Below are 24246 nucleotides of genomic sequence, written 5' to 3' on the forward strand. Positions count from 1 at the left end.
GAAATCGTCAGCCTTCTAAGCCCGTAAGTTAGTCCCACACTACAACTATCCAAACTTAGCGTGAAAGCTAAAAGAAAAAGAGAAAGATAGCTTTGCATCGGTAGGCTCCTTTCCATATACACCGTTACCGTATGTATATGACGTATGCCTATCCGATGTTAATCTTTTTCCTTCTGTTGACAGACCGCACAATAATGAGTACCTCGGCCACCGACTACCGTTTTTATAATTGGAGATCCGCATACACTACATGGTTCCCCTTGATGGCCGTATACAAATAATTGCTGTTGGAATGTGCCAATTTCCCCTTGTGAGTTCACATAAGTACGAATGGTACTCCCACCCTTGGCGACAGCTTCTGATAACGTATGCACTATTTCTTGGTATAACGTCTGAATCTCTTCTTTAAGTAGGGAGGCTGCCTCGCGTTCAGGATGAATCTGAGAGCGATAAAGAACCTCATCCACATATATATTACCTAGTCCTACCACAACATGCTGATCGAGAAGAATGACTTTAATCTTCCGATGAGATTTTTGAAGGATTTCTTGCAAATATGAAACAGTTAGATTTGGAGATAGCGGCTCTGGACCAAGTTCTATAAGGGGATGGCTAATTTTTTCGTCCCCCTTTTGAAATAAATGCATCGTTCCAAACTTCCGTACATCCTGATAACGTAATTCTGTACCATCTGTAAAACGAAAGACAACATGAGTATGTTTAGCTTGTTCTTCAGTAGCATCAAACAATCTATATTTTCCTTCCATCCGAAGATGGGATACAAGTGTGTAATTCGTTGTATAAAAAAGGAGGAATTTCCCCCTTCTTCCGATTCCCTCGATGATTTCATTTTGAAGCATCGTTTGAAACTGCTGTACATCATCAGGTTTCTTGATTAATTTCGGATACGTCACACTTACATTTTCTACTTTTTTCCCAATGATAAGCTGCTGTAATGTATGTTTTACAGCTTCAACCTCTGGTAATTCTGGCATCTCTACACTTCCTTATTTCGCATCATACCATGTAGGACCATATGCATAGTCCACTTTTAAGGGCACATGTAATTCAACTGCATGTTCCATAACATCAGGAACAATTGTTTTCAAGATTTCTATCTCCTCTTTCGGAGCTTCAAATATGAGTTCATCATGTACTTGTAAAAGTAACTTAGCACGAACTTTTTCCGTTCGTAAGCGTGCATACATGTCAATCATCGCTTTTTTAATAATATCTGCAGCACTTCCTTGAATAGGCGTGTTCATAGCCGTACGTTCTGCAAAGCTGCGTAAATTAAAATTACGACTTGTGATTTCTGGAATATATCTTCGACGATTTAACAACGTTGTGACATATCCTTGTAGCTTTGCTTCTTGCACAATACGTTCCATATATTCTTTTACACCAGGAAAGCTTTCAAAATACTTTTCAATAAAAGATGCCGCATCTTTACGGGTAATGTTTAAATTCTGCGATAATCCATAATCACTAATGCCATATACAATTCCGAAGTTAACAGCCTTTGCTTGTCTTCTCATATTGGCTGTCACTTCTTCCTTCGCTACACCAAATACATCCATTGCTGTTTTCGTATGAATGTCCATATCATGATGAAATGCTTCCATCAGACCTTTATCATTCGCAATATGCGCCAGTACACGTAATTCAATTTGCGAATAATCTGCAGAGAAGATTATCCAACCTTCTTCTGAAGGTACAAAGGCTTGTCGAATCTTACGCCCTTCCTCTAGTCGAATCGGTATATTTTGTAGGTTCGGCTCTGTAGAACTTAATCGCCCTGTTTGCGTAAGCACTTGGTTAAATCTGGTATGAATTTTAGATGTATCTTCATACACAACCTTTAATAAGCCTTCAATGTACGTACTATACAACTTGCCGATTTGTCTATATTGTAAAATTTTCTCTACGATTTCATGATGATGCTTTAATTTCTCTAGCACATCCGCCGAGGTAGAGTATCCCGTTTTTGTTTTTTTCATGACAGGTAGGTTTAACTTTTCAAAAAGAATAACCCCGAGCTGCTTAGGCGAGTTTATATTGAACTCTGTTCCTGCTAATTGGTGAATATCTATTTCCATTTGTTTCAGTTTTTTAGATAGCTCCTCTCCCATGTCACGTAACCGACTGCTATCTACATGCACGCCTGTATATTCCATGTCAGCTAGTACAATGGAAAGCGGCAATTCTAAATCTGTTAACAAATCATATTGATTGTTTTTCTGAAGCTCATCCACAAATGATTGCTTCACTTCATACAGAACATGTGCTTTACGAGAAATATGCTCCGCTACAACGCTATCATCTGGCACCATACGCTTTGCGCCTTTTCCATACACCTCTTCATCAGAGGATACAGCATGATGGGCCTTCATTTTTGCTACTGTTCGAAAGTCCTTATCGGTTTCAGCAGGATCCAGCAAATATGCTGCAATAAGTAAATCGAACACAATGCCGCGTAGCTCTATTCCTTTCCATTTTAACGCAACAGAGGCACGCTTTACATCGAACGTGTATTTCTTCATATCCTCGTCTGCCAGCCAGTTACGAAACAATTCAGACTGCAAGGCAAGATCAGCAGGAACAAAATAACAGCCCGTTTCATTTTGAATACCAAACCCTTGAATGGATGCACGGTGATAATTATCTTCCTGTACTTCCACAATAAGAGCACTTTCATTTTGTAACATATCGCTACTAAGCTCATCTACAATTGCAAACGAGATTTGATCCAGCTCTACCGCTTCATTTGCTTCTTCCTTTACATCTAATTTATCTAGCAACGAATGAAAACCTAGATTTTTAAATATCGGTACTATATCATCGACGGTATATCCGTTAAATTCCATTTCATCTATGGATACTTGAATAGGTGAATGCTGATTAATAGTAGCAAGCTCCTTACTCATCATAGCTTGATCCTTATTTAGCTCAAGCTTCTCCTTTAGCTTCTTTCCACTAACACCTTCTATATTTTCATAAACCTGTTCAACGGTTTTAAATTCGTTTAGAAGCTTAATCGCAGTCTTTTCTCCTACACCTGGCACCCCTGGAATGTTATCCGATGAATCCCCCATCAATCCTTTCATATCAATGATTTGCGAAGGGGTTAGACTGTACTTTTCAAACAATGTTTCTGGCGTAAATTCATCTACTTCTGTAATTCCCTTACGTGTAATGGCTACAGTTGTTTGTGTAGAAACAAGCTGCAATAAATCACGATCTCCTGAAATAATCTTCACGTTTGCTCCTTGCTTACTTGCTTCCAGCGCAAGCGTTCCAATTATATCATCCGCTTCATAATTCTCAAGTTCGTATCGTTTTACATGAAAAGCATCCAATACTTCTCGAATAAAAGGAAACTGTTCTGATAGCTCCGATGGAGTTTTTTGCCGTCCACCTTTATAATCAGCAAATGTTTGATGACGAAATGTCGTTTTTCCTGCATCGAATGCTACCAGTATATGTGTTGGCTTTTCTTCTTCTATAATTCTCATTAACATCATAGTAAAGCCGTAAATAGCATTCGTATGTATTCCTTTATCATTATTTAACAGTGGAAGTGCAAAAAACGCACGATAAGCAATACTATTTCCGTCCAGTAAGACAACCTTTTTACTCAAGTGGCTGTACCTCCCCATATGTTCGATAAGTTAACAACCAATAAAAGCCGTTATATCCACTCTCTATAATAGCATGACCTTAGTAGAGAGGGAACATAACGGCTTTTGCCGAAAAATATATTAAAACTACATATCATTGATAGAAAAGATAGGGAAAGGACGAGAAAAACTACGTGTATTCTCGCCCAAAACTACTCCTTGGATGAAGGGGTTTTCAACTAATAATATAGCAAGGTATTATTAATCAATAGTGAACTTAGTGTTAATATAATGTAAAACATCAGTTTAAAACTTTACGAAGTCGAACGGTAAAAGTGGTTCCTTTGCCCATCTCACTTTGCACCGTAATATATCCACTGTGTGCTTCTACTAAATGCTTTACTATAGATAAACCTAATCCAGTTCCCCCAGTATTTCGGCTACGAGCCTTATCTACTCGATAGAAGCGCTCAAAAATTCTTGGTATTTCTTCTTTATTAATACCAATCCCTGTATCTGATACGGTAATAGAAATCCACTTAGGTTCATCCTTTACATGCACAGTTACATTGCCACCTGCTGGTGTGTATGAAATTGCATTGTTCATTAAATTTATGAAAATTTGCTTTAACCGATGAGGATCGCCCGGAATAATAATATGCTCGTCAGCTTGTATAGTTAGAGAAATAGGTTTTCCTTCAGCCTTTCCTTGCAATATAACACCAATTTCTTCTAATAGTTGCTTAATATCTACCGTACTCATATTCAGCCTAAATCCTTGTTGTTCAATTTTGGATAAATCTAATAGATCCTCAATTAAACTTTGCATCCGATCGCTTTCTTTTAAAATGATAGAAAGAAAATAGACACGTAGTTTTTCATCTTCCATTGCTCCGTCCAATAGTGTTTCAGAAAACCCTTTAATCGAGGTGATAGGGGTTTTTAGCTCATGAGAAACGTTTGCTAAGAAATCCTTTCTCATTTGCTCTAATCGTTTGAGTTCCGTAATATCATGAAATACAAGAACAATTCCCTTCCATTCATGACTCGTACTAATGATAGGCGCCCCATATACTTCGAAATGCTTTCTTTCAATTTGAAGAGGCAATAGCATTTGCTTCCTCACTTTTACCTCTGTCATAAATATTTCTTCCACCAAAGCTATAATTTCCTTATGTTCAAATGCTTCATAATACAGTCGATTTAAAAATTGCTCATTTGTAACGTGGAAAATTTCTTTATAAGAACGGTTTACTAAGCTTATATAACCATGACTATCTATTAATATCATGCCGCTACCCATATTTTCTATCAGCGTATGAAGTCGGTCCTGCTGCATTTCCTGTGCCGACGTCATTTCTTGTAAATTACGCGCAAGAATATTCATCGCTTGGCTAAGCATACCTGTTTCATCTGCCTGATTTCCATATGCCCTTGCTTTGTAATTCCCCTTTGCAAGTTCAATAGCAACCTTTGTTACGTTTTCAATAGGCTTTGTATATTGTGCTGTTATTTTAATCCCTAAAAATACAATAACCCCAAATGCAATAATAAAACTGGTAATTAGTACGCCCCATATTTTTTTATGAATATCATTTAATGCACTGTAGGAAAAATCAACAATCAAATATGCCCGATCATCATGTTTATCTTGCAGTAGCACGCCATAGTAATACAACTGGGAATCCCCGCTCCTACCTTCTACAACATCTGTTCGATTATCAAGCTTCGAGATAATATCTGAAATGGCAGCATTTGATTCAATCTCACTCTTTCTTCCCTTTGAGTCATACAACACTTTACCATGTTCATCCAATAAGCTTATACTTTCCTGTAAGCTCGTTTCCACACGATTCAGCGTTTCTGGATAGGAGAGTGAATAACGAATTCCTTCCCATTCTACAACCGAGGCAACATATCGTAGTTCATTTTCCATCCGTTTATTGAAGTTGTCCATGTAAAACCCTTTAAAGAGCTGCCCTAGTAAAAGACCTAACCCAACTAGGACGGTAACAATTAAAGAGATTAAGGCAAACATAAGCCTCGAACGAAACTTATTCATCTGCCTTTGGCTCCTCTAACTTATAGCCTAATCCACGAATCGTTTTAATATAAACTGGTTTCTTTGTATTTTTTTCAATTTTGTCGCGAAGATGACTAATATGTACATCTACTATCCGTGTGTCACCTGCAAAATCATAATTCCAAACAGCACTGAGCAGCTGATCTCGTGTTAATACACGGCCTTTGTGCTTTGCTAAATATACAAGAAGTTCGAATTCTTTCGGAGTTAATTCAAGTTTTTCTTCTAGGAAAAAGGCTTCGTAGTACTCAGGTAATATTTTTAAATCTGCAATGAGAATATTTCCGGAATCCTTTTCTTCCTGTACAGGCTCTTCCTGTATTTTTGTTCGGCGTAAAATAGCTTTTACCCTCGCAACAACCTCTCTTGGGCTAAATGGCTTGGTCATATAATCATCTGCACCAAGTTCAAGCCCAAGAACTTTATCGAATTCATCATCTTTAGCTGTAAGCATTAAAATTGGAGTCATAACGCGTTGAAGACGCAATTCCTTACATACTTCCATACCATCCATCTTCGGAAGCATTAAATCTAGTATAATCAAATCTGGACGTTCTTCCGTTGCCTTCTGAAGCCCCGTTTCTCCGTCCATGGCGGTTATGACTTCAAACCCAGCTTGTTGAAGATTAAATTCAATCAACGTTAAAATAAATTCTTCGTCATCCACCACTAGTATTCGGTTACTCATTGTATTCCTCCAAGCGATAAAGTAAAACCGAGCTTCATCCATATATTTTATTTATACTATCCTTTTTATGATACTAGATAATACTAGGATGCTCAAGTCAACTCGTTATAGTAAGCAAGCTTTTCTCACGTATTCTCGACAAAAACTGCATTTTACCCATAAATTGGATTGTTATTTAAAATATTTTACATTTTTATTTTGCTTTTAAGCAAAAAAAAAGATTCGGGATTGGTCCCGAATCTTTTTTAAGTGAAAATTGTAAAATCTGTTTCTTATGCAAGAACCTTCATTACGTTACGTACAGATTCAACAGATTTATTTAATGCAGCTTTTTCTTCGTCTAAAAGATCAAGTTCGATTACTTTTTCGATACCGTTAGAACCAAGTACGACAGGAACTCCTAGGTAAAGATCGCTGTAACCATATTCGCCTTCTAAGTAAGCGATAGCTGGAAGAACACGACGTTGGTCTTTAAGAACAGCTTCAGCCATTTCAACTAAAGCGGCAGCAGGAGCATAGTATGCACTACCGTTACCTAAAAGGTTAACGATTTCGCCCCCGCCTTTACGAGTACGTGCTACAATTTCTTCTAAACGTTCTTTAGCAATTAGGTTTTCCAATGGAATACCGCCAGCATAAGAGTAACGAACTAGAGGTACCATATCATCACCGTGGCCGCCTAATACAAAACCTGTTACATCTTTAACAGACAGGTTAAGTTCTTGTGCAACGAATGTACGGAAACGAGCTGTGTCAAGAACACCAGATTGTCCGATCACGCGTTCTTTAGGAAGACCTGATTCTTTGTATACAGTGTAAGTCATAGCATCAACTGGATTTGTTAATACAATGATTACTGTGTTTGGAGAATATTTAACGATTTCTCTTGTTACACTCTTCATGATTTTAGAGTTTGTAGCAACTAAATCGTCACGGCTCATTCCTGGTTTACGAGCGATACCAGCAGTGATGATTACTACGTCAGAATCAGCAGTGTCTGCATAGTCAGAAGTACCGATAATGTTAGAATCAAATCCTTGAACTGGGCTAGCTTCAAGCATATCTAATGCTTTCCCTTTTGTAGGGTTTTCCATTTGTGGAATATCTACAAGTACTACGTCACCTAGCTCTTTTTGAGCTGTGAAGAAAGCAGCAGTTGCTCCAGTAAATCCAGCACCGATAACAGAAATTTTCTTACGTGAGCGAGTCATTCTGTTTCTCCCCTTATTTAACGGTTTTCACTGCATCCATATTCTTAATTAATTCATCTGCAAATTCAGAGCATTTTACTTCTGTAGCGCCTTCCATAAGACGAGCAAAGTCATATGTTACAACTTTAGATTCAATTGTATTTTCAACTGAAGCTGTAACAAGCTGAGCTGCTTCGTTCCAGCCTAAGTGTTCAAGCATAAGAACACCAGAAAGAAGGATAGAAGAAGGATTTACTTTATCCATGCCAGCATATTTAGGAGCAGTACCATGTGTTGCTTCGAAAATAGCATGTCCAGTCACATAGTTGATGTTAGCTCCAGGAGCGATACCAATACCACCTACTTGAGCAGCAAGTGCATCAGAAATGTAATCGCCGTTTAAGTTCATTGTTGCTACAACATCGAACTCACGTGGGCGAGTTAAAATTTGTTGTAAGAAAATATCAGCGATAGAATCTTTTACGATGATTTTTCCAGCTTCTTCTGCTGCAGCCATCGCTTTGTTTGCTGCTTCTTTTCCTTCTTTTTCAACAATGCGATCATATTCAGTCCATGTAAATACTTTATCACCAAATTCTTGTTCTGCTACTTCATAGCCCCATTTCTTGAATGCGCCTTCTGTGAACTTCATAATGTTACCTTTATGAACAAGCGTTACAGACTTACGGTTTTCAGAGATGGCATAGTTGATTGCAGCACGAACAAGACGTTTTGTTCCTTCTTCAGAAACTGGTTTAATACCAAAACCAGAAGTTTCTGGGAAGCGGATTTTCGTAACGCCCATTTCGTTTTGTAAGAAATTTAGTACTTTTTGAGCTTCAGCACTACCTTGTTCCCATTCAATACCAGCATAAATATCTTCTGTATTTTCACGGAAAATTACCATGTCAGTATCTTGTGGACGCTTAACTGGTGAAGGAACTCCTTCAAAGTAGCGAACAGGACGTAAGCAAACATAAAGATCCAATTGTTGACGAAGTGCAACGTTCAAAGAACGAATACCGCCACCGATTGGAGTTGTAAGAGGTCCCTTAATAGCAATTAAATATTCACGAATTACGTCAAGAGTTTCTTGTGGAAGCCATTCGCCAGTTTGGTTAAATGCTTTTTCTCCAGCAAGTACTTCTTTCCAAACAATTTTCTTTTCTCCGTTATAAGCTTTTTCTACGGCTGCGTCTAGTACGCGTGAAGCAGCGGCCCAAATATCAGGACCAATTCCGTCACCTTCAATAAAAGGAATTACTGGGTTATTTGGTACATTCAAGATGCTGTTAGTAACAGTGATTTTTTGTCCAGTAGTCAATGCAATTACCCCCATATAAAATATGTATGAAACAAAAGAAGGTCTAAAAGTCTGCATAAAGACCTTCTTTTGATCAACTATAGTGTTGTCTTACTTTATTACTAAATTTACTATGCAGATATTAGATTCTATCTTCAACTGGAACATATTTTTGATTTACAGGACCAGTATATTCTGCACGAGGACGAATCAAACGGTTGTTTGAATATTGTTCTAAAATATGAGCTAACCAACCAGAAGTACGGCTGACAGCAAAGATTGGTGTAAACAAATCATGTTCGATTCCTAAACAATGATACACTGATGCAGAGTAGAAATCTACATTTGGTGGTAATCCTTTTGTAGAAGTTACGATGTCTTGTATCTTCACACTCATATCATACCATTTTGTTTCACCAGTTAATTGACCCAATTGCTTAGACATTTCTTTTAAATGCTTAGCACGAGGATCTCCTTTGCGGTATACACGGTGACCGAATCCCATAATTTTCACTTTGTTATTTAAAGCGTTTGTAATATAAGATTCTACGTTCGCTACTTCCCCAATTTCAGAAAGCATTTTCATTACTTGTTCATTAGCACCACCGTGAAGAGGACCTTTTAAAGCTCCAATTGCTGATGTAATACCAGAATATACATCAGAAAGAGTAGCCACACATACACGAGCAGTAAATGTAGAAGCATTTAGTTCATGATCAGCATGAAGTACAAGTGCTTTGTTGAAAGCTTCGATTTCAATATCTTTTGGAAGTCTATCATTTAGCATGTACAAGAAATTAGCTGCAAAAGTAAGTTCCTTATTTGGTGCAACAGCTTCCAAGCCTTTACGGATTCTTGCATAGGCTGCCACAAGTGTTGAAATTCTAGCCTGCAATTTAACCGCTTTCAAATAATTTGAATTTTCATCCATAGCTTCAGCATTTTCATCATACAAAGCTAACATAGAAATAGCTGTACGTAAAACCGTCATTGGATGAGCATTATCTAAGTTTGTGATTTTTAAGTATGCTAACACTTCTGCTGGTACTTCTGCAAATTCCTTCAGTTGAGATGTTAACTCTTCTAATTCTGCTCTGTTAGGCAGTTTACGATGCCATAGTAAATACACAACTTCTTCAAAAGAAGCATGTTCAGCTAAATCGTCAATTTCATAACCTACATATGTTAATGTGTCATCAATAATGGAGCTGATTGATGATGTTGTTGCTACTACCCCTTCAAGACCTTTCGTACTTGTCATAATATTCTCTCCTTTTTCTCATAATTCTCCCAGCCCACAGGAAGTGCCCATAGAAAAACAACAGAACATAAAACAAACGTGGAAAAAGGTATTATTTTATGTGGTTGTTACTTTTCTCATCATTAAATGCATTCCTAGGTAAATGGTAGTTTGGCACCTCTTTAATTACTATTATAAACAATTATCTGATATTTGGAAATGAAAAGAATTGGTTTAATGAATTTAATGACAAAAAACTCTATTTTATAAGTTCTATAAGCTGCATAATTGCATAAGCAATCCCTGCTCCAATGAGCGGTCCGACGGCAACACCGTTGAATAGCGTAACCGCTAAAATCGTTCCTAATACGAGTGCTGCCGTCATTTGCGGATCCTGTGTTAAAAGTTGCAAACCTCCTTTCGCAAGCAAAGCAACAACAATCCCAGAACCAAGGGCAATCCAGGCATAATAAGATTTCATTGCGTCAATCAGCTGTTTAAACCCAATTTCTCCTGTTGCAATCGGAACAAGTACGGCAATGGTAATAACAGTAACACCTATATTTATTCCTTTTTGCTGTAAGTAAGGAAATATTTTCTCTCCTATAAATGTGAGTTTCAAAACAAATAAAATCATTACCGCAACTGTTAACGATTGGTTTTTAGCAACAATTCCTATCACTAGCAAAACAAGTAAAAACAAACTAGATTGACTCATACGCTTTCCATCACCCTTTCCTAATTCCATACGGAAGTAACTTTCTTTTCCCTTAATTTCCATGTTAAAATACAGGTAGTTTAGCTAGAAATTACCCACATTTTATGGAGCACTTACATATTGCGTTCAGTAGCGAATGGGAGGATTTTTTTTGAACAAAACATATATTTTTATCGGTTTACGCATTTTATTAATACTGGCTGTAGCTTACCTTGGAATATTTCTTTTAATGTACGTTTCAGGACTTGTTTATCCGTTTATTATTGCACTGATCATAGCATATATGATTAATCCAATTGTAAATTTTTTAGATAGAAAGTTAAGGTTTCCAAGGCCTCTTGCGGTATTTGTTACACTTATTCTAGTATTCGGGGCAATCATTGGCTTAGTTATTCTTCTCGTCACGGAAGCGATTGCGGCAGCTAATTATTTACTCATTATTTTACCAGACAAATTTCCAAAATTCGCTTCTTATTTACAAGACATACTCGTACACAATATTATGCCGCTCTATGATGACTTATCAACTAAATTTAATCGTCTCGGCGTATCTCAGCAACAAACCATTACTACGAATATCCAAAATATCGGCACATCGTTAACACAAAGTGTGAAAGATATTTTAACAACGATATTGACGTGGCTCACGAATTTTATAAGCGCTCTTCCTACAACGGTTACCGTGCTCATCTTTATCCTATTAGCAACCTTCTTTATCGCTAATGACTGGCACAGAATCGGAAATACGGTTAAAAAAATTGTTCCTAAAAAAATGCATGGTTATGGCATAACAATTTTTAAGGATCTTCAAAAAGCGCTCTTCGGTTATATCAAAGCACAGTTTACCCTTATATCTATGACGACTGTTATCGTTTTACTCGGATTTTTAATTTTACGTGTTCCTTATGCAATTACAGTTGCTTTAATTACTGGAATTGTAGACTTGCTTCCTTACCTTGGAACGGGTACAGTATTTGTCCCTTGGATTTTATATGTATGGTTCACCGGAGACACATCCTTTGCGCTTGGACTGCTCATATTATATATAGTAGTTATTGTACAGCGTCAGCTAATCGAACCGAAAATTCTTTCTTCGAACATCGGAGTGGACCCTCTTGCTACACTAATTGCATTATTTGTTGGCTTTAAATTATTTGGAGTTCTAGGTTTAATTATAGGGCCAACAACACTAGTCCTCATTTCTACTCTATACAAAGCACACGTATTTCAAGATCTATGGACTTATGTTAAAGGAGAAAAATAAATACAAAACAATAAACACCGTCTCGTTTACCAGACGGTGTTTATTGTTTCCAAATAATTGTTGTGTTCCCTCTCATTCTTCTCTGAATCCATTTCATTCCCATGAATTTTATTCGTTTTCTGCTGATCGGTACTAATAAGATCAATCCAAGTACATCTGTTACATAGCCAGGTGTCATGAGGAGAATTCCCCCAAATAATATGCAAATACCATCTAGGATTGAATCTGCTGGTAGGATTCCTTGGCGCATCTGTTCATTTGCTTGACGAACTACAGCTAAGCCTTGTTTTCTTGCTATATAAGCTCCCATTACTCCTGTTGCTATCATTATAATAAATGTAGGAAATACACCAATCCAGTGACTGGAGGCTACCAGTAAGGTTACCTCTATTGCAGGAACCACAATAAATAGAATAGCCAAAAATTTTATCATATGTTTCCTCCGTTTATACGTATCATGTCATGCATGCCCTATATAGAAATAGGAATTTCCCATACTATAACATAAAAAAAAGAAGAGGGAATCAATCCTTCTTCTTTTTTTACTTATATTAATTAAAGTACAGCGTGACCGTTGTAAATAATTCCTCTTGCTGCATCTACAGTTACCTCTTGTCCATCTTGCAGGATAGAAGTAGCGTTTTGTACCCCTACAACAACTGGAATTCCAATCGATACACCTACGATAGCTGCATGACTCGTTAATCCGCCTTCTTCAATCACTAATGCAGAGGCCATATGAATAGCTTCCATCATGTCTTTATCTGTTGCAATTGTAACAAGTACATCGCCTTTATTCATTTTTGCTAATGCTTCAGCAGCATTTTTTGCAGATACCACTTTACCTGTTGCTGATTTACGTCCAATTCCTTGACCGTTAGCTACTTGTTCCCCAACAACGTGAATTTTCATTAAGTTTGTAGTTCCTGTTTCACCAACTGGAACACCTGCTGTAATGACAACCGTATCTCCAAAATTAATAATGCCTGCATCCATACCTGTATCGATAGCAGTTTCAAGCAATTCATCTGTTGAATTTACCGTTCCTTTTGCCAAATATGCTTGAACGCCCCATACAAGTGCCAAGCGACGGCAAATCATTTCATTAAATGTTACGGCTACGATTGGAGATTTCGGACGATACTTCGAAATCATCTTTGCAGTATAACCACTTTCTGTTGGGGTTACGATGGCAGCAACATCTAAAGCAACTGCTGTATGAGCTACTGATTGACTAATTGCATCTGTAATCGTAGATTTAGCTTCTTTCATACGTTTACGGAACAAATCTTCGTATTGTAAGGATTGTTCCACACGTTTTGCAATGGAAGCCATCATTTTTACAGATTCAACTGGGTAAGATCCCGCAGCAGTTTCTCCAGAAAGCATAATAGCATCTGTTCCATCGAAAATAGCGTTCGCAACGTCACTTGCTTCAGCACGTGTTGGACGTGGGTTGCGTTGCATGGAATCCAACATTTGCGTTGCAGTAATAACAGGCTTGCCAAGTGCGTTACATTTTTTGATTAGACGTTTTTGTACAAGAGGTACTTCTTCTGGTGGAATTTCAACACCCATGTCACCACGAGCAACCATTAAACCATCAGAAACTTCTAGAATAGAATCAATGTTATCAATTCCTTCTTGGTTTTCAATTTTAGGAATAACTTGGATGTATTGTGCATCATGCCCCTCTAGTAATTCGCGAATTTCTAAAATATCAGAGGCTTTACGTACAAATGATGCTGCGATAAAATCAACTTTTTGTTCAATACCAAATACGATGTCACTTACGTCTTTTTCTGTAATACCAGGAAGCTTTATGCTTACATTTGGTACGTTAACACCTTTTTTATTTTTAACAATTCCGCTATTTAGTACTTTCGTACGAATTTCACCATTTGCTTTTTCTAGTACTTCAAGCTCAATTAGACCATCATCAATTAAAATTTTTGAGCCAGGATCTACGTCATCATAAAGTCCAGCATAAGAAACAGAAAATTTTTCTGCTGTCCCTAGTACTTGCTCAGTCGAAATAATAACCTCTGCACCTGTTACTAACTCAGCCATTCCGTTTTCGAAATCATGTGTACGAATTTCTGGTCCCTTCGTATCTAACAAAATTGCAACCGTCTTACCTGTACGTTTTGCAGCTTCGCGAATACTGATAATACGTGCAGCGTGTTCTTCATGACTTCCGTGAGAGAAATTTAAACGTGCTACATTCATACCAGATTGTATTAATTCCACTAACTTTTCAATACTTTCACTAGCTGGACCTATTGTACAAACAATTTTAGTTTTTCGCATAAAATACCTCCGCTTTTTTTTGAAAACGTTCCCATTCACTAAAGAAAATCAGATTGATAATTCTGTAGACAGTTGATACATATCTAAATCAATTTCGTGTTTATGAGATAATGCTTCGATAATATCTTCATCAACTACTTTATTGTTCTGAATACCTACACAACGTCCACCTTTACCTTCAAGAAGAAGTTCAACTGCTCTTGCTCCTAAACGGCTCGCTAATACGCGGTCAAACGCACTTGGAGAACCTCCACGTTGGACGTGGCCTAATACGGTTACGCGTGTATCAAATTGTGTCGCATCTTGAATGTCTTTACCGATTTCAATTGCACTTCCAACACCTTCGGCAACCACAATAATACTATGTTTCTTACCGCGCTCAGTTCCGCGTTTCAAACGCGAAATGATCTCTTCCATGTCGTATTTAGCTTCAGGGATAAGAATCGTTTCTGCTCCGTCTGCAAGACCTGTCCATAGCGCTATATCACCTGCATGGCGTCCCATAACTTCAATTACATATGTACGTTCATGTGAAGTGGCAGTATCCCGAATTTTATCAATTGCATCAATTACTGTATTTAATGCCGTGTCAAATCCAATAGTAAAATCTGTTCCTGGAATATCATTATCAATCGTTCCTGGAACACCTATACATGGGAATCCATGTTCTGTTAATTTTTTCGCACCTTGATAAGAACCATCTCCACCAATTACAACTAGGGCTTCAATGCCAAACTTTTTCAATTGTGCAATTCCTTGCATTTGTCCTTCTAATGTTTTAAATTCAGGACATCTTGCTGTATATAACTTCGTTCCACCACGGTGAATAATATCGCCTACTGATCCTAATTCTAGTTTTTCAATGTGTCCAGAAATTAAACCTGCATATCCGTGATAAATACCGTATACTTCTAAGTCATGATATATGCCTTTTCTAACAACCGCACGAATTGCTGCATTCATGCCAGGTGAATCTCCACCACTTGTTAAAACTCCAATTCGTTTCATCTGTACTCACCTCTAAAGAATATTCATCTTCTCGTGAACTGCGGCTTTTTTCTCTATACGCCTATAACACGCAGTAGTGTTCATGATAAAGACGTTTGTCCAGTATCATTTTATCATTACAGTTAACAGTTGTGCAATTAATGTCCCGTCGCCTTGTAAATAGATCAGACATCATGCCACACAGATACCTTACATGAAATACCATCAAAAAACAATGAAGATAATGTGTCAATTAACTAGAAAAGCGGAACCGGCTCGCTTAGCTCCGGAGGTCGGTGGTTCTTCACCTAAAAAGGCGCTTTTTGCCTTTATAGGTGAAGGTTCTCCGGCCGGAAGGAGCTAGCCGGTGCAGCTAGACAACAAAGCGGAACCAACTCGTTTAGCTCCATAGGACAGTAGTTCTCCGCACAAAAAGGCGCTTTCTGCCTTTATGGGCGGAGGTTTTCTGACCGGAGGAGCTAGCCGGTGCAGCTAGACACCAAAAGCGGAACCGGCTTGCTTTGCTACGGAGGGCATAATCCAATAAAACCACATATCATTTAATAAAAAAACGTGCAAAGAATGCACGTTTTATCCATTTACTATAGTATTTTCTAAAAACGAAATTTTACCCATTTTCATATATTTATCATAGCGCTGCTCTATGATTTGTTCTTTTGTCATCCCTTTTAAAGCTTCTAGGGACGAGGCAATCACTTGATCAACGTACCTAGCTTGTTGCTTTGCATCAAGGTGAGCGCCACCAGGTACTTCAGTAATAATTTCATCAATAATATCTAAGTTCTTTAACTGCGGTGCGGTAATACCCATTGCTTCTGCAGCTTCCTTTGCTTTGCTTGCATCTTTCCAAAGAATAGCAGCGGCACCTTCAGGAGAAATAACAGAGTACGTAGCATTTTCCAACATATGTACGTAATTACCCACCCCTAAACCTAATGCACCACCACTACCACCTTCTCCAATGACAATACAAACGATAGGTACAGTGATGCCAGCCATTTCAAACAAATTTCGAGCGATTGCTTCACTCTGCCCTCGTTCTTCAGCTGCCTTCCCTGGATATGCACCCTTTGTATCAATAAAGCAAATAATGGGACGCCGAAACTTCTCAGCTTGTTTCATAAGACGTAATGCCTTGCGATAGCCTTCTGGATGTGGCATTCCAAAATTACGACGAATATTTTCCTTCGTATCCTTACCGCGTTGGTGCCCTATAACCGTAACCGGCATACCTTGGTATTTTGCAATTCCACCGACAATTGCCTCATCATCTCCGTAGAAACGATCACCATGACATTCAATAAAATCAGTGAAAATATTTGCAATGTAATCTAATGTTGTAGGACGTTGAGGATGACGTGCAACTTGTACGCGATCCCACACTTTTAAATTGCTGTATATTTCCTTTTGTAAGTTTTCTAGCTTTACTTCTAAAATATGAATTTCATCCGTAAAGTCCATACTACTATTTTTTGTGTATTCCTTTAATTCATCTATCTTCCCCCGCAGCTCTACAATTGGTTTTTCAAATTCTAGTTCTGCCATTGAGCTATTTCCTCCCGTTGGTGAATCTCTATAATCACTCGTAGTGTTTCCTTTAATTTCGATCGATCGATTACGCTATCTAGCTGACCGTGTTCTAATAAGAATTCAGCTGTTTGGAAGTTTTCCGGCAATTCCTCGCGTACAGTTTGTTCAATTACTCTGCGACCAGCAAAACCTATTAATGCACCCGGCTCTGCAAAATTATAATCTCCTAGTGAAGCAAAGCTTGCTGAAACTCCTCCGGTAGTCGGATGGGTCATAACAGAAATAATGAGCCCACCTTCTTCACTAAAGCGTTTTAAGGCAACGCTCGTTTTTGCCATTTGCATTAGGCTAAGAACGCCTTCTTGCATACGGGCCCCTCCTGATGCGGTAAAAATAAGAAAAGGAACCTTTAATTCTCTCGCTTTCTCAACAGCTCTTGCAATTTTTTCTCCTACAACCGAACCCATACTTCCCATACGGAAGCGAGAATCCATTACAGCTATAACAACAAGCATATTATCAATTGTTCCTTCTCCAGTTACAATTGCCTCATTAAGTCCTGTTTTCTGACGATCTCCCTCTAGTTTCTTTTCATAACCAGGAAATTGCAAGGGATTTACAGATATCATTTCCTCATCATAGGGAAGAAATGTATGTTCATCTAGTAAGCTTTCAATTCGTTCATACGCATTCATTTGATGATGATAGCCGCAATTCGCACAAACCTTTAAGTTCTTTCGAAGTTCTTTCGAATACATAATTTTTTTACAGCTAGGACATTTTGTCATTACACCGTCAGGTACATCTTTTCGAAGTTGTTCTGAAGGAATTACAGCATATTTCTTTTTCTTTGAGAATAAATCTCTTAGCATGTTGGACCTCCTTTGTTACTTGCAAAGAACACAGAAATATTTATATAAATCAAGAGCAAAAAGCATAACAATTCAAATTGTAGCTAATTGCATGTGCAATTATTTGTCTAAGAAAAAAGGCAATGATGAGAATTCTAAGAATACATAATGCATGAGGCCAATTGATTATAATAATGTAATGCCTTAGTCTCATTTTTATCTTCAACAGCCTGACAAATATGATGGTACAACCTTCTATTCTCAAGCTGTAGCTCATATGTCATTGTGGAATCATACGCTTGTAAAATTACCCAAATTCTGTACAATAAATAGTTATTTGTTTTTTCTGTCATTTTTCTCCAAAAGACATCGTGAAACGCTTTAATAGAAAGATCATCTTGTAACAATATATCGTTGCATTCAATATGGCTATCAAAAGAACAAAGAATACGAAGAACATCCTGCTCTATAAGTTGCTTAACCTGATGTAAATCATTCTTCGTTTTTTCATCCTGCAATAGAAATGTAGCAAGTACATTTACAAGACTATGCTCATATATATTTTTAATAAAGGTTCCTTCTCCGCGCCGCGTTTCAATCAATCCAACCAGTTCTAGTGAGCGAAGTGCTTCACGAACAGAAGAACGTCCAACACTTAAACGTGCGCTAAGCTCTCTTTCTGAAGGCAATCGATCTCCAGCCTTCAAATGGTCTTCGTCAATAATAGCACGAATTTTTTGGACAATTTCGAGATATACCTTCGTTTGAACCGTCACACTTTACTCCTCACTCGCTTTGCCGATAGTTGCTAATCTTCTTGTTTTTTCTGCTACTTCTTTCGGATCTACATTACGACGTGCTACCCCTGTTTCCATGGCTGCCTTTGCAACAAATTCAGCAACTCGTGGAGCCACACGTAAGTCAAAAGGAGTAGGGATAATATATGTAGCCGATAATTCTTCATCTGATACGAGGGATGCAATAGCTTCCACAGCAGCTAGTTTCATTTCTTCATTTATTTGCGTCGCATATACATCAAGCGCTCCTCGGAATATACCAGGAAATGCAAGGACATTATTCACTTGATTTGGGAAATCTGAGCGACCCGTACCAACCACTGCAGCTCCAGCTTCTAATGCATCTTTTGGCATAATTTCCGGCATCGGATTTGCCATTGCGAAAATAATAGGATCATGATTCATAGATCGAACCATTTCTTTCGTAAGTGCACCCTCAGCAGATACGCCTACAAATACATCTGCACCTTGCAAGGCATCGTGCAATGAACCCGCTAATTTGTCACGATTCGTAAACTTCGCAACCTCATTCTTTAGTGCATTCATTCCATCTGGACGTCCTTCATAAATAGCGCCTTTTGTATCACACATAATGATGTCGCGAACACCGTAGCGATATAATAACTTTATAATAGCAATTCCAGCCGCTCCTGCTCCGCTCGCAACAATCTTTATTTGCGACATCTTTTTATTGACTAGCTTTAGTGCATTAAGTAAACCAGCTACTGTTACAATTGCCGTTCCATGCTGATCGTCATGAAATACAGGAATATTGCATTCCTTTTTTAATCGTTCTTCGATGATAAAGCAATTTGGAGATGCAATATCCTCTAAGTTCACACCACCAAATGAAGGTTCAAGTAACTTAACCGTCTCCACAATTTTATCTACATCATTCGTTTGTAATGCTAGTGGAAATGCATCTACGCCTGCAAAACTTTTAAAAAGAACAGCCTTTCCTTCCATAACCGGCAATGATGCTTCTGGACCGATGTTGCCTAACCCTAATACGGCGGTTCCATCTGTAACGACTGCTACCATGTTACCCTTCATCGTATATTCGTATACTTTGCTTTTGTCTTCATAGATGATTTTACAAGGTTCTGCTACTCCTGGAGAATATGCAAGACTTAAATCTTTAGCATTCTCAAGCTTAACTTTTGAAATGGTTTCTAGCTTTCCTTGGTTTACACGGTGCATGTGAAGTGCTTCTTCACGAAGTGTTGACATAATATACACTCTCCTTGAAGACCATCCTGCCATTCCTTACCGGTTAATTGTAGTGGTCAGACCACAACTTACCACTACTACTATAATAGATAAGGGAGGAAAAAGTCCATTATATTTTACACACAACATTTTCTTGGCCTAGGATGTTAATAAGCGCTTGTAAGCACTCTTCATTGGGATGCACGGAAAATCTGTAAGATAATTGTACCATTTTATGCTCTTTTTCATAATACATGAAAACATTTGCAAAGCCTGGATAACTAAAAATGGTCTTCATTATTTGCGTAGAAACCGCGGTATCATGCTGAGAATGGAGTTTTAAATATACAGAAGAAGTATCCATTTTTTTATATTTATCCATACTGTCTAGCGGATATAATCCTTCAATTACCCATTGTTTCTTATTATTTCGAAGCGAAATAGTGCCTACAACGAGAATAATTTGATCTTCTTGAACAAAGGGTGCAAACTGCAAATATGTATCAGGAAACATAACTGCTTCCATTTCCTCCCCTTGATCACAAATAGATAAAAAAGCCATTTTCTGCATTTTTTTCGTCCGAATGATTCTTGTCTTTGAAATATATACAATAGATCGTACATGCTTCTCGCGTTGGCGGAGCGCCTCTCCTACCGTCGGTATTTGTACCTTTTCCATAAGCTCCTTGTACATAAATGTAGGGTAACTAGATACATATAATCCGAGCATTTCCTTTTCTAGCTTTAGCTTTTCAAGAAAAGGGATGGGCTCTACTGATACGTACTGTGGCTTTGGAACGAGATCCTCGTCTAAAAACATGTCCATTTGACTAGCATCATCTGGTTTCACTAGCTCCACATAAGCAAGTGCGGTTTCAATACTGGCTAAAAGCGTTGCACGATCCTCAAAATCATCAAAACATCCAGAACAAATGAGAGTTTCTACTAGCTTTCTTGTTATAACGCGGCTTGACAGTCGGATACAAAAATCAAACAAATCCGTAAAGGGGCGTTTATTACGCTCTTGCAGTATTTCTTTCACTGTGGCGACCCCTACATTTCGAATTGCCAATAAACTAAATCGAATCGCTTCTCCCTCTACTTGAAAACGAAAGCCACTTGTATGAATAGATGGAGGTAAAATGGAAATCCCCTTTTGCGTTGCTTCTCGTACATATTGTACAATTTTATCCTCGCTTCCAATTACACTGGACAATAAAGCTGTCATAAACGGAAGAGGGTAGTTGGCCTTTACATAGGCAAGCTGATAAGCTATCATGCTGTAAGCAACCGCATGACTGCGATTAAATCCATAATTTGCAAACTGGACGATATAATCATATACAGCATGTGCAATCTTTTCTTCATATCCTTTGTTTATACAGCCCAATACGAAGTGCTCTCGCTCTTTATCTAACAGATCACGTTTTTTCTTACTAACTGCTCTTCGAAGCATATCTGCTTCTCCTAAGGAGAAACCCGCCATGACCGAGGCTATTTGCATAATTTGCTCTTGATAAACAATTACACCGTACGTTCTAGACAGTATAGGCTCCAAATCTTTATGTAAGTAATGAATCTCGTGCTTTCCATGCTTTGAATCGATGAACAATGGAATTTGCTCCATAGGACCTGGACGATAGAGTGCATTCACTGCAACAATATCCTCGAATTCTGTCGGCTTCAGTGAACGCAATACGCTTCTCATTCCTGCCGATTCCAATTGAAAGACACCTGTCGTATCTCCTTTACTTAGTAGGGAAAAGGTTCGCTGGTCCCGAAGAGGAATATGATTAAAACGAATCGTTTCTCCAGTCATTTCGTGAATGAGCTTACGAATTCGATCAAGAATGGTTAAATTACGCAAGCCTAGAAAGTCCATTTTCAACAATCCCAGCTCCTCCAATACGTCGGCAGGATATTGGGTAATATAAACCGTATGCCCCTCTTGAATAGCGACATGATCTGTAAGGGGCATATCACTCATTATAACTCCAGCAGCATGAACGGACGTATGCCGAGGAAGCCCTTCTACTTTCCGAGCAATTGTATAAATTTTCTCAAGGAGTGGTGTACTATTAATATGTCTTCGCAATGGTTCTGATTCTTTATAGGCTTCTTCTAAAGATATTCCGATACGCGAGGGAATAAGTTTAGCAAGTTCATCGATTTCTCTTGGCAAAAGACCATGGACGCGAGCTACATCACGAATCGCAGCTTTGGCTGCTAATGTTCCAAATGTCACAATTTGTGCCACATGCATACTTCCATATTTTTCACTAACGTACCGAATCATATCGTCACGACGAACATCGGGAAAATCAATATCAATATCAGGTAAAGAAACCCGCTGCGGATTTAAAAATCGTTCAAATAACAAATCATAGGCGATCGGGTCAATATCAGTTATTTCTAAGACGTACGCTACAAGTGAGCCGGCTGCCGAACCACGACCCGGCCCCGTCGTAATGTTGTGACTATGAGCATATTGCATAAAATCCCATACAATTAAAAAATAATCGCTAAAGCCCATGTTTGAAATAATTTGCAGCTCGTATACAAGACGTTGCTGATGTAATTTGGTAATATCAGCATATCGTTTTTTTAATCCATCTTCACATATGCGGCGTAAGTACAATTCAGGCGATTCATCTGTGGGAATTGGAAATCTAGGCAATCGATTTTGATGAAATGGGATATGTACTTGGCAGCTTTTAGCAATATCCACACTGTTAGAAATTGCTTCGGGAACAGAAGAAAAACGCTCCACCATCTCACATGGTGCGGCTAACTCATACTCACTACTCTCATAGCGTGGACGACCCGTATCTGTTAGCTTTGTGCCATTTTCAATAGAAAGAAGACATTCATGAACTACACTATCTTCTTTATTTAAGTACCGTACATCGTTTGTTGCTACGACCGGTACTCCTTCGTCCTTGCTTAAAGCTAACAGTTTCGTGAGAAGCTCTTCCTCACCTGGAATGAGATGGTTTTGTAAACTTATGTAGAATTTAACAAACATAGATTTGTTTTTACGAATAGATTCGCGAGCTTTTTCTTCGTCACCTTGTAAGATGTACTGTTCAAGCTCTCCTTTACGTCCGGGAGATAGAGCAATAATTCCATCTGTATAATGCATGAGCCATTTTCTGGGTATACCGGCTTTTGCTTTTGTCATAATGGTACTAGAAATTTTTAATAGGTTACGATAACCCATTTCATTTTCTGCCAATAGGACGAGCGGATAGGATCCTTCTTCTTCTAGTACAGAGGCAGTTAAGCCTATGATTGGTTGAATTCCTTCTCGTTTGCATGCTTTATAAAACGGAATAACCCCGTACATTACATTTTCATCTGTGATCGCCAATGCCTCCATACCAAGACTCTTCGCTTGCTTTACAAGCATATCAATCGTACATGTGCTTTTTAATAGACTATAAACGGTTTGACATTGCAAATGTACAAACTTCACTTGTATACCATCACCTTTTTCAATCTTGTTTTTTTTATTATATGAGAACAAGCAATCATAAATCAAAACATACTCTCTATATTCTGTCCATATACATATGAATGAGAAGGGAGCTGAGGAAATGGAAGTTAAGCAAACGTTTTTTTCACTCCTCATTACAAGCTATTTCATCGCATTTGGCGTCATACTAGGAGGATCACTAATCGGAGGAATTGGCTCATTTCTCGTAGGGCAACCGCCTATGACCATGATTAGACGATTTGCAGAAAGCCTTCGAATTTGGGCTCTCGTGGCTGCTATCGGCGGAACATTTGACACATTCTACAGTTTAGAACGAGGAATCTTTCAAGGTGAAACGAAGGATATCGTCAAACAAGCGCTCTTAATTGTCTTTGCAACAGGTGGTATGCAGACTGGACTCATTATCGTGAAATGGTTGACTGAGGACCGCGCATGAGAATCCCACCCCTATATAAATCTAGGACTTGGCAAACAATTTTTGGCGGCATGGCAGTAGGGGGAATCATAAGCTGGATTATATTCTTATATATTTATGGCGTATTTCATGAAGAACAACGTGCACTTATCTGGCAGCAACAAAATGAAATTACAGATTTAAAACGAAAAAATCATATTTTACAAGAGGATCAAAAAGCGATAAATGAAAAGACAAAAAAAATATTAACGATACAAGATGTGAAAATCGATATTATCAATCATGAGCAATACGACTTAGATTTATTGGCGGTTCATAGCTTATCAAGTGACGTGAAAAAAGATTTACAAAACCTGCTAACAAAAAGTGTACAAAGTGTTTCAGAGAATAAGGAATTATTGCTTAAAGCAATCGAAAACAAAACGTATACACGTGACAATGTTACCTATCATTTTCTCGTTCGCAGTATTTACTTTGATACCGTATTAGAAATTACCTTGCAAATTAAAAGAGGATGACTCAAA

At 38.1% G+C, this 24246-nt stretch carries 19 protein-coding genes and 1 pseudogene; 3 read left to right on the forward strand and 17 right to left on the reverse strand.

Features of this window, described 5'->3' with window-relative positions; all coding sequences use genetic code 11:
• From AC11ZT_RS02625 to AC11ZT_RS02665, 9 genes and pseudogenes are all read right to left on the reverse strand, one after another.
• Positions 1-98 (reverse strand): annotated as a pseudogene (locus AC11ZT_RS02625) (sporulation membrane protein YtaF); the annotation flags it as partial.
• A 60-nt stretch (positions 99-158) separates the two neighbouring features.
• The gene (gene mutM, locus AC11ZT_RS02630) at positions 159-995 is read right to left on the reverse strand and encodes a DNA-formamidopyrimidine glycosylase (RefSeq protein ID WP_484058119.1); all 837 of its coding nucleotides are present in this window, start codon (positions 993-995) and stop codon (positions 159-161) included.
• Between the two features lie 12 nt (positions 996-1007).
• Positions 1008-3641 (reverse strand): DNA polymerase I, encoded by a 2634-nt coding sequence (gene polA, locus AC11ZT_RS02635; protein WP_484058120.1) that lies wholly within the window; start codon positions 3639-3641, stop codon positions 1008-1010.
• Positions 3642-3921: 280 nt separating this feature from the next.
• Positions 3922-5682 carry a two-component system histidine kinase PnpS gene (gene pnpS, locus AC11ZT_RS02640; RefSeq protein ID WP_484058121.1) on the reverse strand — a complete coding sequence of 587 codons (1761 nt, stop codon included), beginning with the start codon at positions 5680-5682 and terminating at the stop codon, positions 3922-3924.
• Entirely contained in the window at positions 5675-6391 is a 717-nt protein-coding gene (locus AC11ZT_RS02645; RefSeq protein WP_484058122.1) for a winged helix-turn-helix domain-containing protein, read from the reverse strand. The genes pnpS and AC11ZT_RS02645 overlap by 8 nt, the downstream gene beginning before the upstream one ends.
• A 272-nt stretch (positions 6392-6663) precedes the next feature.
• Entirely contained in the window at positions 6664-7602 is a 939-nt protein-coding gene (gene mdh / locus AC11ZT_RS02650) for a malate dehydrogenase (protein WP_484058123.1), read from the reverse strand.
• A gap of 13 nt (positions 7603-7615) precedes the next feature.
• Positions 7616-8905, reverse strand: a complete 1290-nt coding sequence (gene icd, locus AC11ZT_RS02655) for an NADP-dependent isocitrate dehydrogenase (protein WP_484058124.1) — start codon at positions 8903-8905, stop codon at positions 7616-7618.
• Between the two features lie 121 nt (positions 8906-9026).
• A complete protein-coding gene (gene citZ, locus AC11ZT_RS02660; RefSeq protein ID WP_484058125.1) occupies positions 9027-10145 on the reverse strand; it encodes a citrate synthase in 1119 nt (372 codons plus the stop codon).
• Between the two features lie 238 nt (positions 10146-10383).
• Entirely contained in the window at positions 10384-10842 is a 459-nt protein-coding gene (locus AC11ZT_RS02665; RefSeq protein WP_484058174.1) for a DUF441 domain-containing protein, read from the reverse strand.
• 172 nt (positions 10843-11014) lie between these two features.
• On the opposite strand from AC11ZT_RS02665, the gene ytvI reads away from it, so the two are divergent.
• On the forward strand, positions 11015-12106 hold the full coding sequence (gene ytvI / locus AC11ZT_RS02670; RefSeq protein ID WP_484058175.1) for a sporulation integral membrane protein YtvI: 1092 nt from the start codon (positions 11015-11017) through the stop codon (positions 12104-12106).
• A gap of 40 nt (positions 12107-12146) precedes the next feature.
• Here the strand turns inward: ytvI and AC11ZT_RS02675 are convergent, their stop codons facing one another.
• The 8 genes from AC11ZT_RS02675 to dnaE form a co-directional block, all read right to left on the reverse strand.
• Positions 12147-12539 carry an FxsA family protein gene (locus tag AC11ZT_RS02675; RefSeq protein ID WP_484058126.1) on the reverse strand — a complete coding sequence of 131 codons (393 nt, stop codon included), beginning with the start codon at positions 12537-12539 and terminating at the stop codon, positions 12147-12149.
• 122 nt (positions 12540-12661) lie between these two features.
• Positions 12662-14416 (reverse strand): pyruvate kinase, encoded by a 1755-nt coding sequence (gene pyk / locus AC11ZT_RS02680; protein ID WP_484058127.1) that lies wholly within the window; start codon positions 14414-14416, stop codon positions 12662-12664.
• Between the two features lie 48 nt (positions 14417-14464).
• Entirely contained in the window at positions 14465-15424 is a 960-nt protein-coding gene (gene pfkA / locus AC11ZT_RS02685; RefSeq protein ID WP_484058128.1) for a 6-phosphofructokinase, read from the reverse strand.
• Positions 15425-15994: 570 nt separating this feature from the next.
• A complete protein-coding gene (accA, locus tag AC11ZT_RS02690; RefSeq protein ID WP_484058129.1) occupies positions 15995-16969 on the reverse strand; it encodes an acetyl-CoA carboxylase carboxyl transferase subunit alpha in 975 nt (324 codons plus the stop codon).
• Positions 16957-17826 carry an acetyl-CoA carboxylase, carboxyltransferase subunit beta gene (gene accD / locus AC11ZT_RS02695; protein ID WP_379965470.1) on the reverse strand — a complete coding sequence of 290 codons (870 nt, stop codon included), beginning with the start codon at positions 17824-17826 and terminating at the stop codon, positions 16957-16959. Before accD ends, accA begins: the two co-directional genes overlap by 13 nt.
• Positions 17827-17960: 134 nt before the next feature.
• Complete coding sequence (locus AC11ZT_RS02700) at positions 17961-18581, reverse strand: FadR/GntR family transcriptional regulator (RefSeq protein WP_484058130.1); 621 nt, start codon at positions 18579-18581, stop codon at positions 17961-17963.
• A 3-nt stretch (positions 18582-18584) separates the two neighbouring features.
• Entirely contained in the window at positions 18585-19832 is a 1248-nt protein-coding gene (ystJ, locus tag AC11ZT_RS02705) for an NADP-dependent malic enzyme (RefSeq protein WP_484058131.1), read from the reverse strand.
• 109 nt (positions 19833-19941) lie between these two features.
• A complete protein-coding gene (gene dnaE, locus AC11ZT_RS02710) occupies positions 19942-23286 on the reverse strand; it encodes a DNA polymerase III subunit alpha (protein ID WP_484058132.1) in 3345 nt (1114 codons plus the stop codon).
• 121 nt (positions 23287-23407) lie between these two features.
• Between dnaE and ytrH the strand changes: the two genes are divergently transcribed.
• Both ytrH and ytrI read left to right on the forward strand, forming a co-directional pair.
• Positions 23408-23743 carry a sporulation membrane protein YtrH gene (ytrH, locus tag AC11ZT_RS02715; RefSeq protein ID WP_484058133.1) on the forward strand — a complete coding sequence of 112 codons (336 nt, stop codon included), beginning with the start codon at positions 23408-23410 and terminating at the stop codon, positions 23741-23743.
• Positions 23740-24240 (forward strand): sporulation membrane protein YtrI, encoded by a 501-nt coding sequence (ytrI, locus tag AC11ZT_RS02720; RefSeq protein ID WP_484058134.1) that lies wholly within the window; start codon positions 23740-23742, stop codon positions 24238-24240. Before ytrH ends, ytrI begins: the two co-directional genes overlap by 4 nt.
• The last annotated feature ends 6 nt before the right edge of the window (positions 24241-24246 follow it).

This window comes from Ectobacillus sp. (assembly GCF_056992975.1).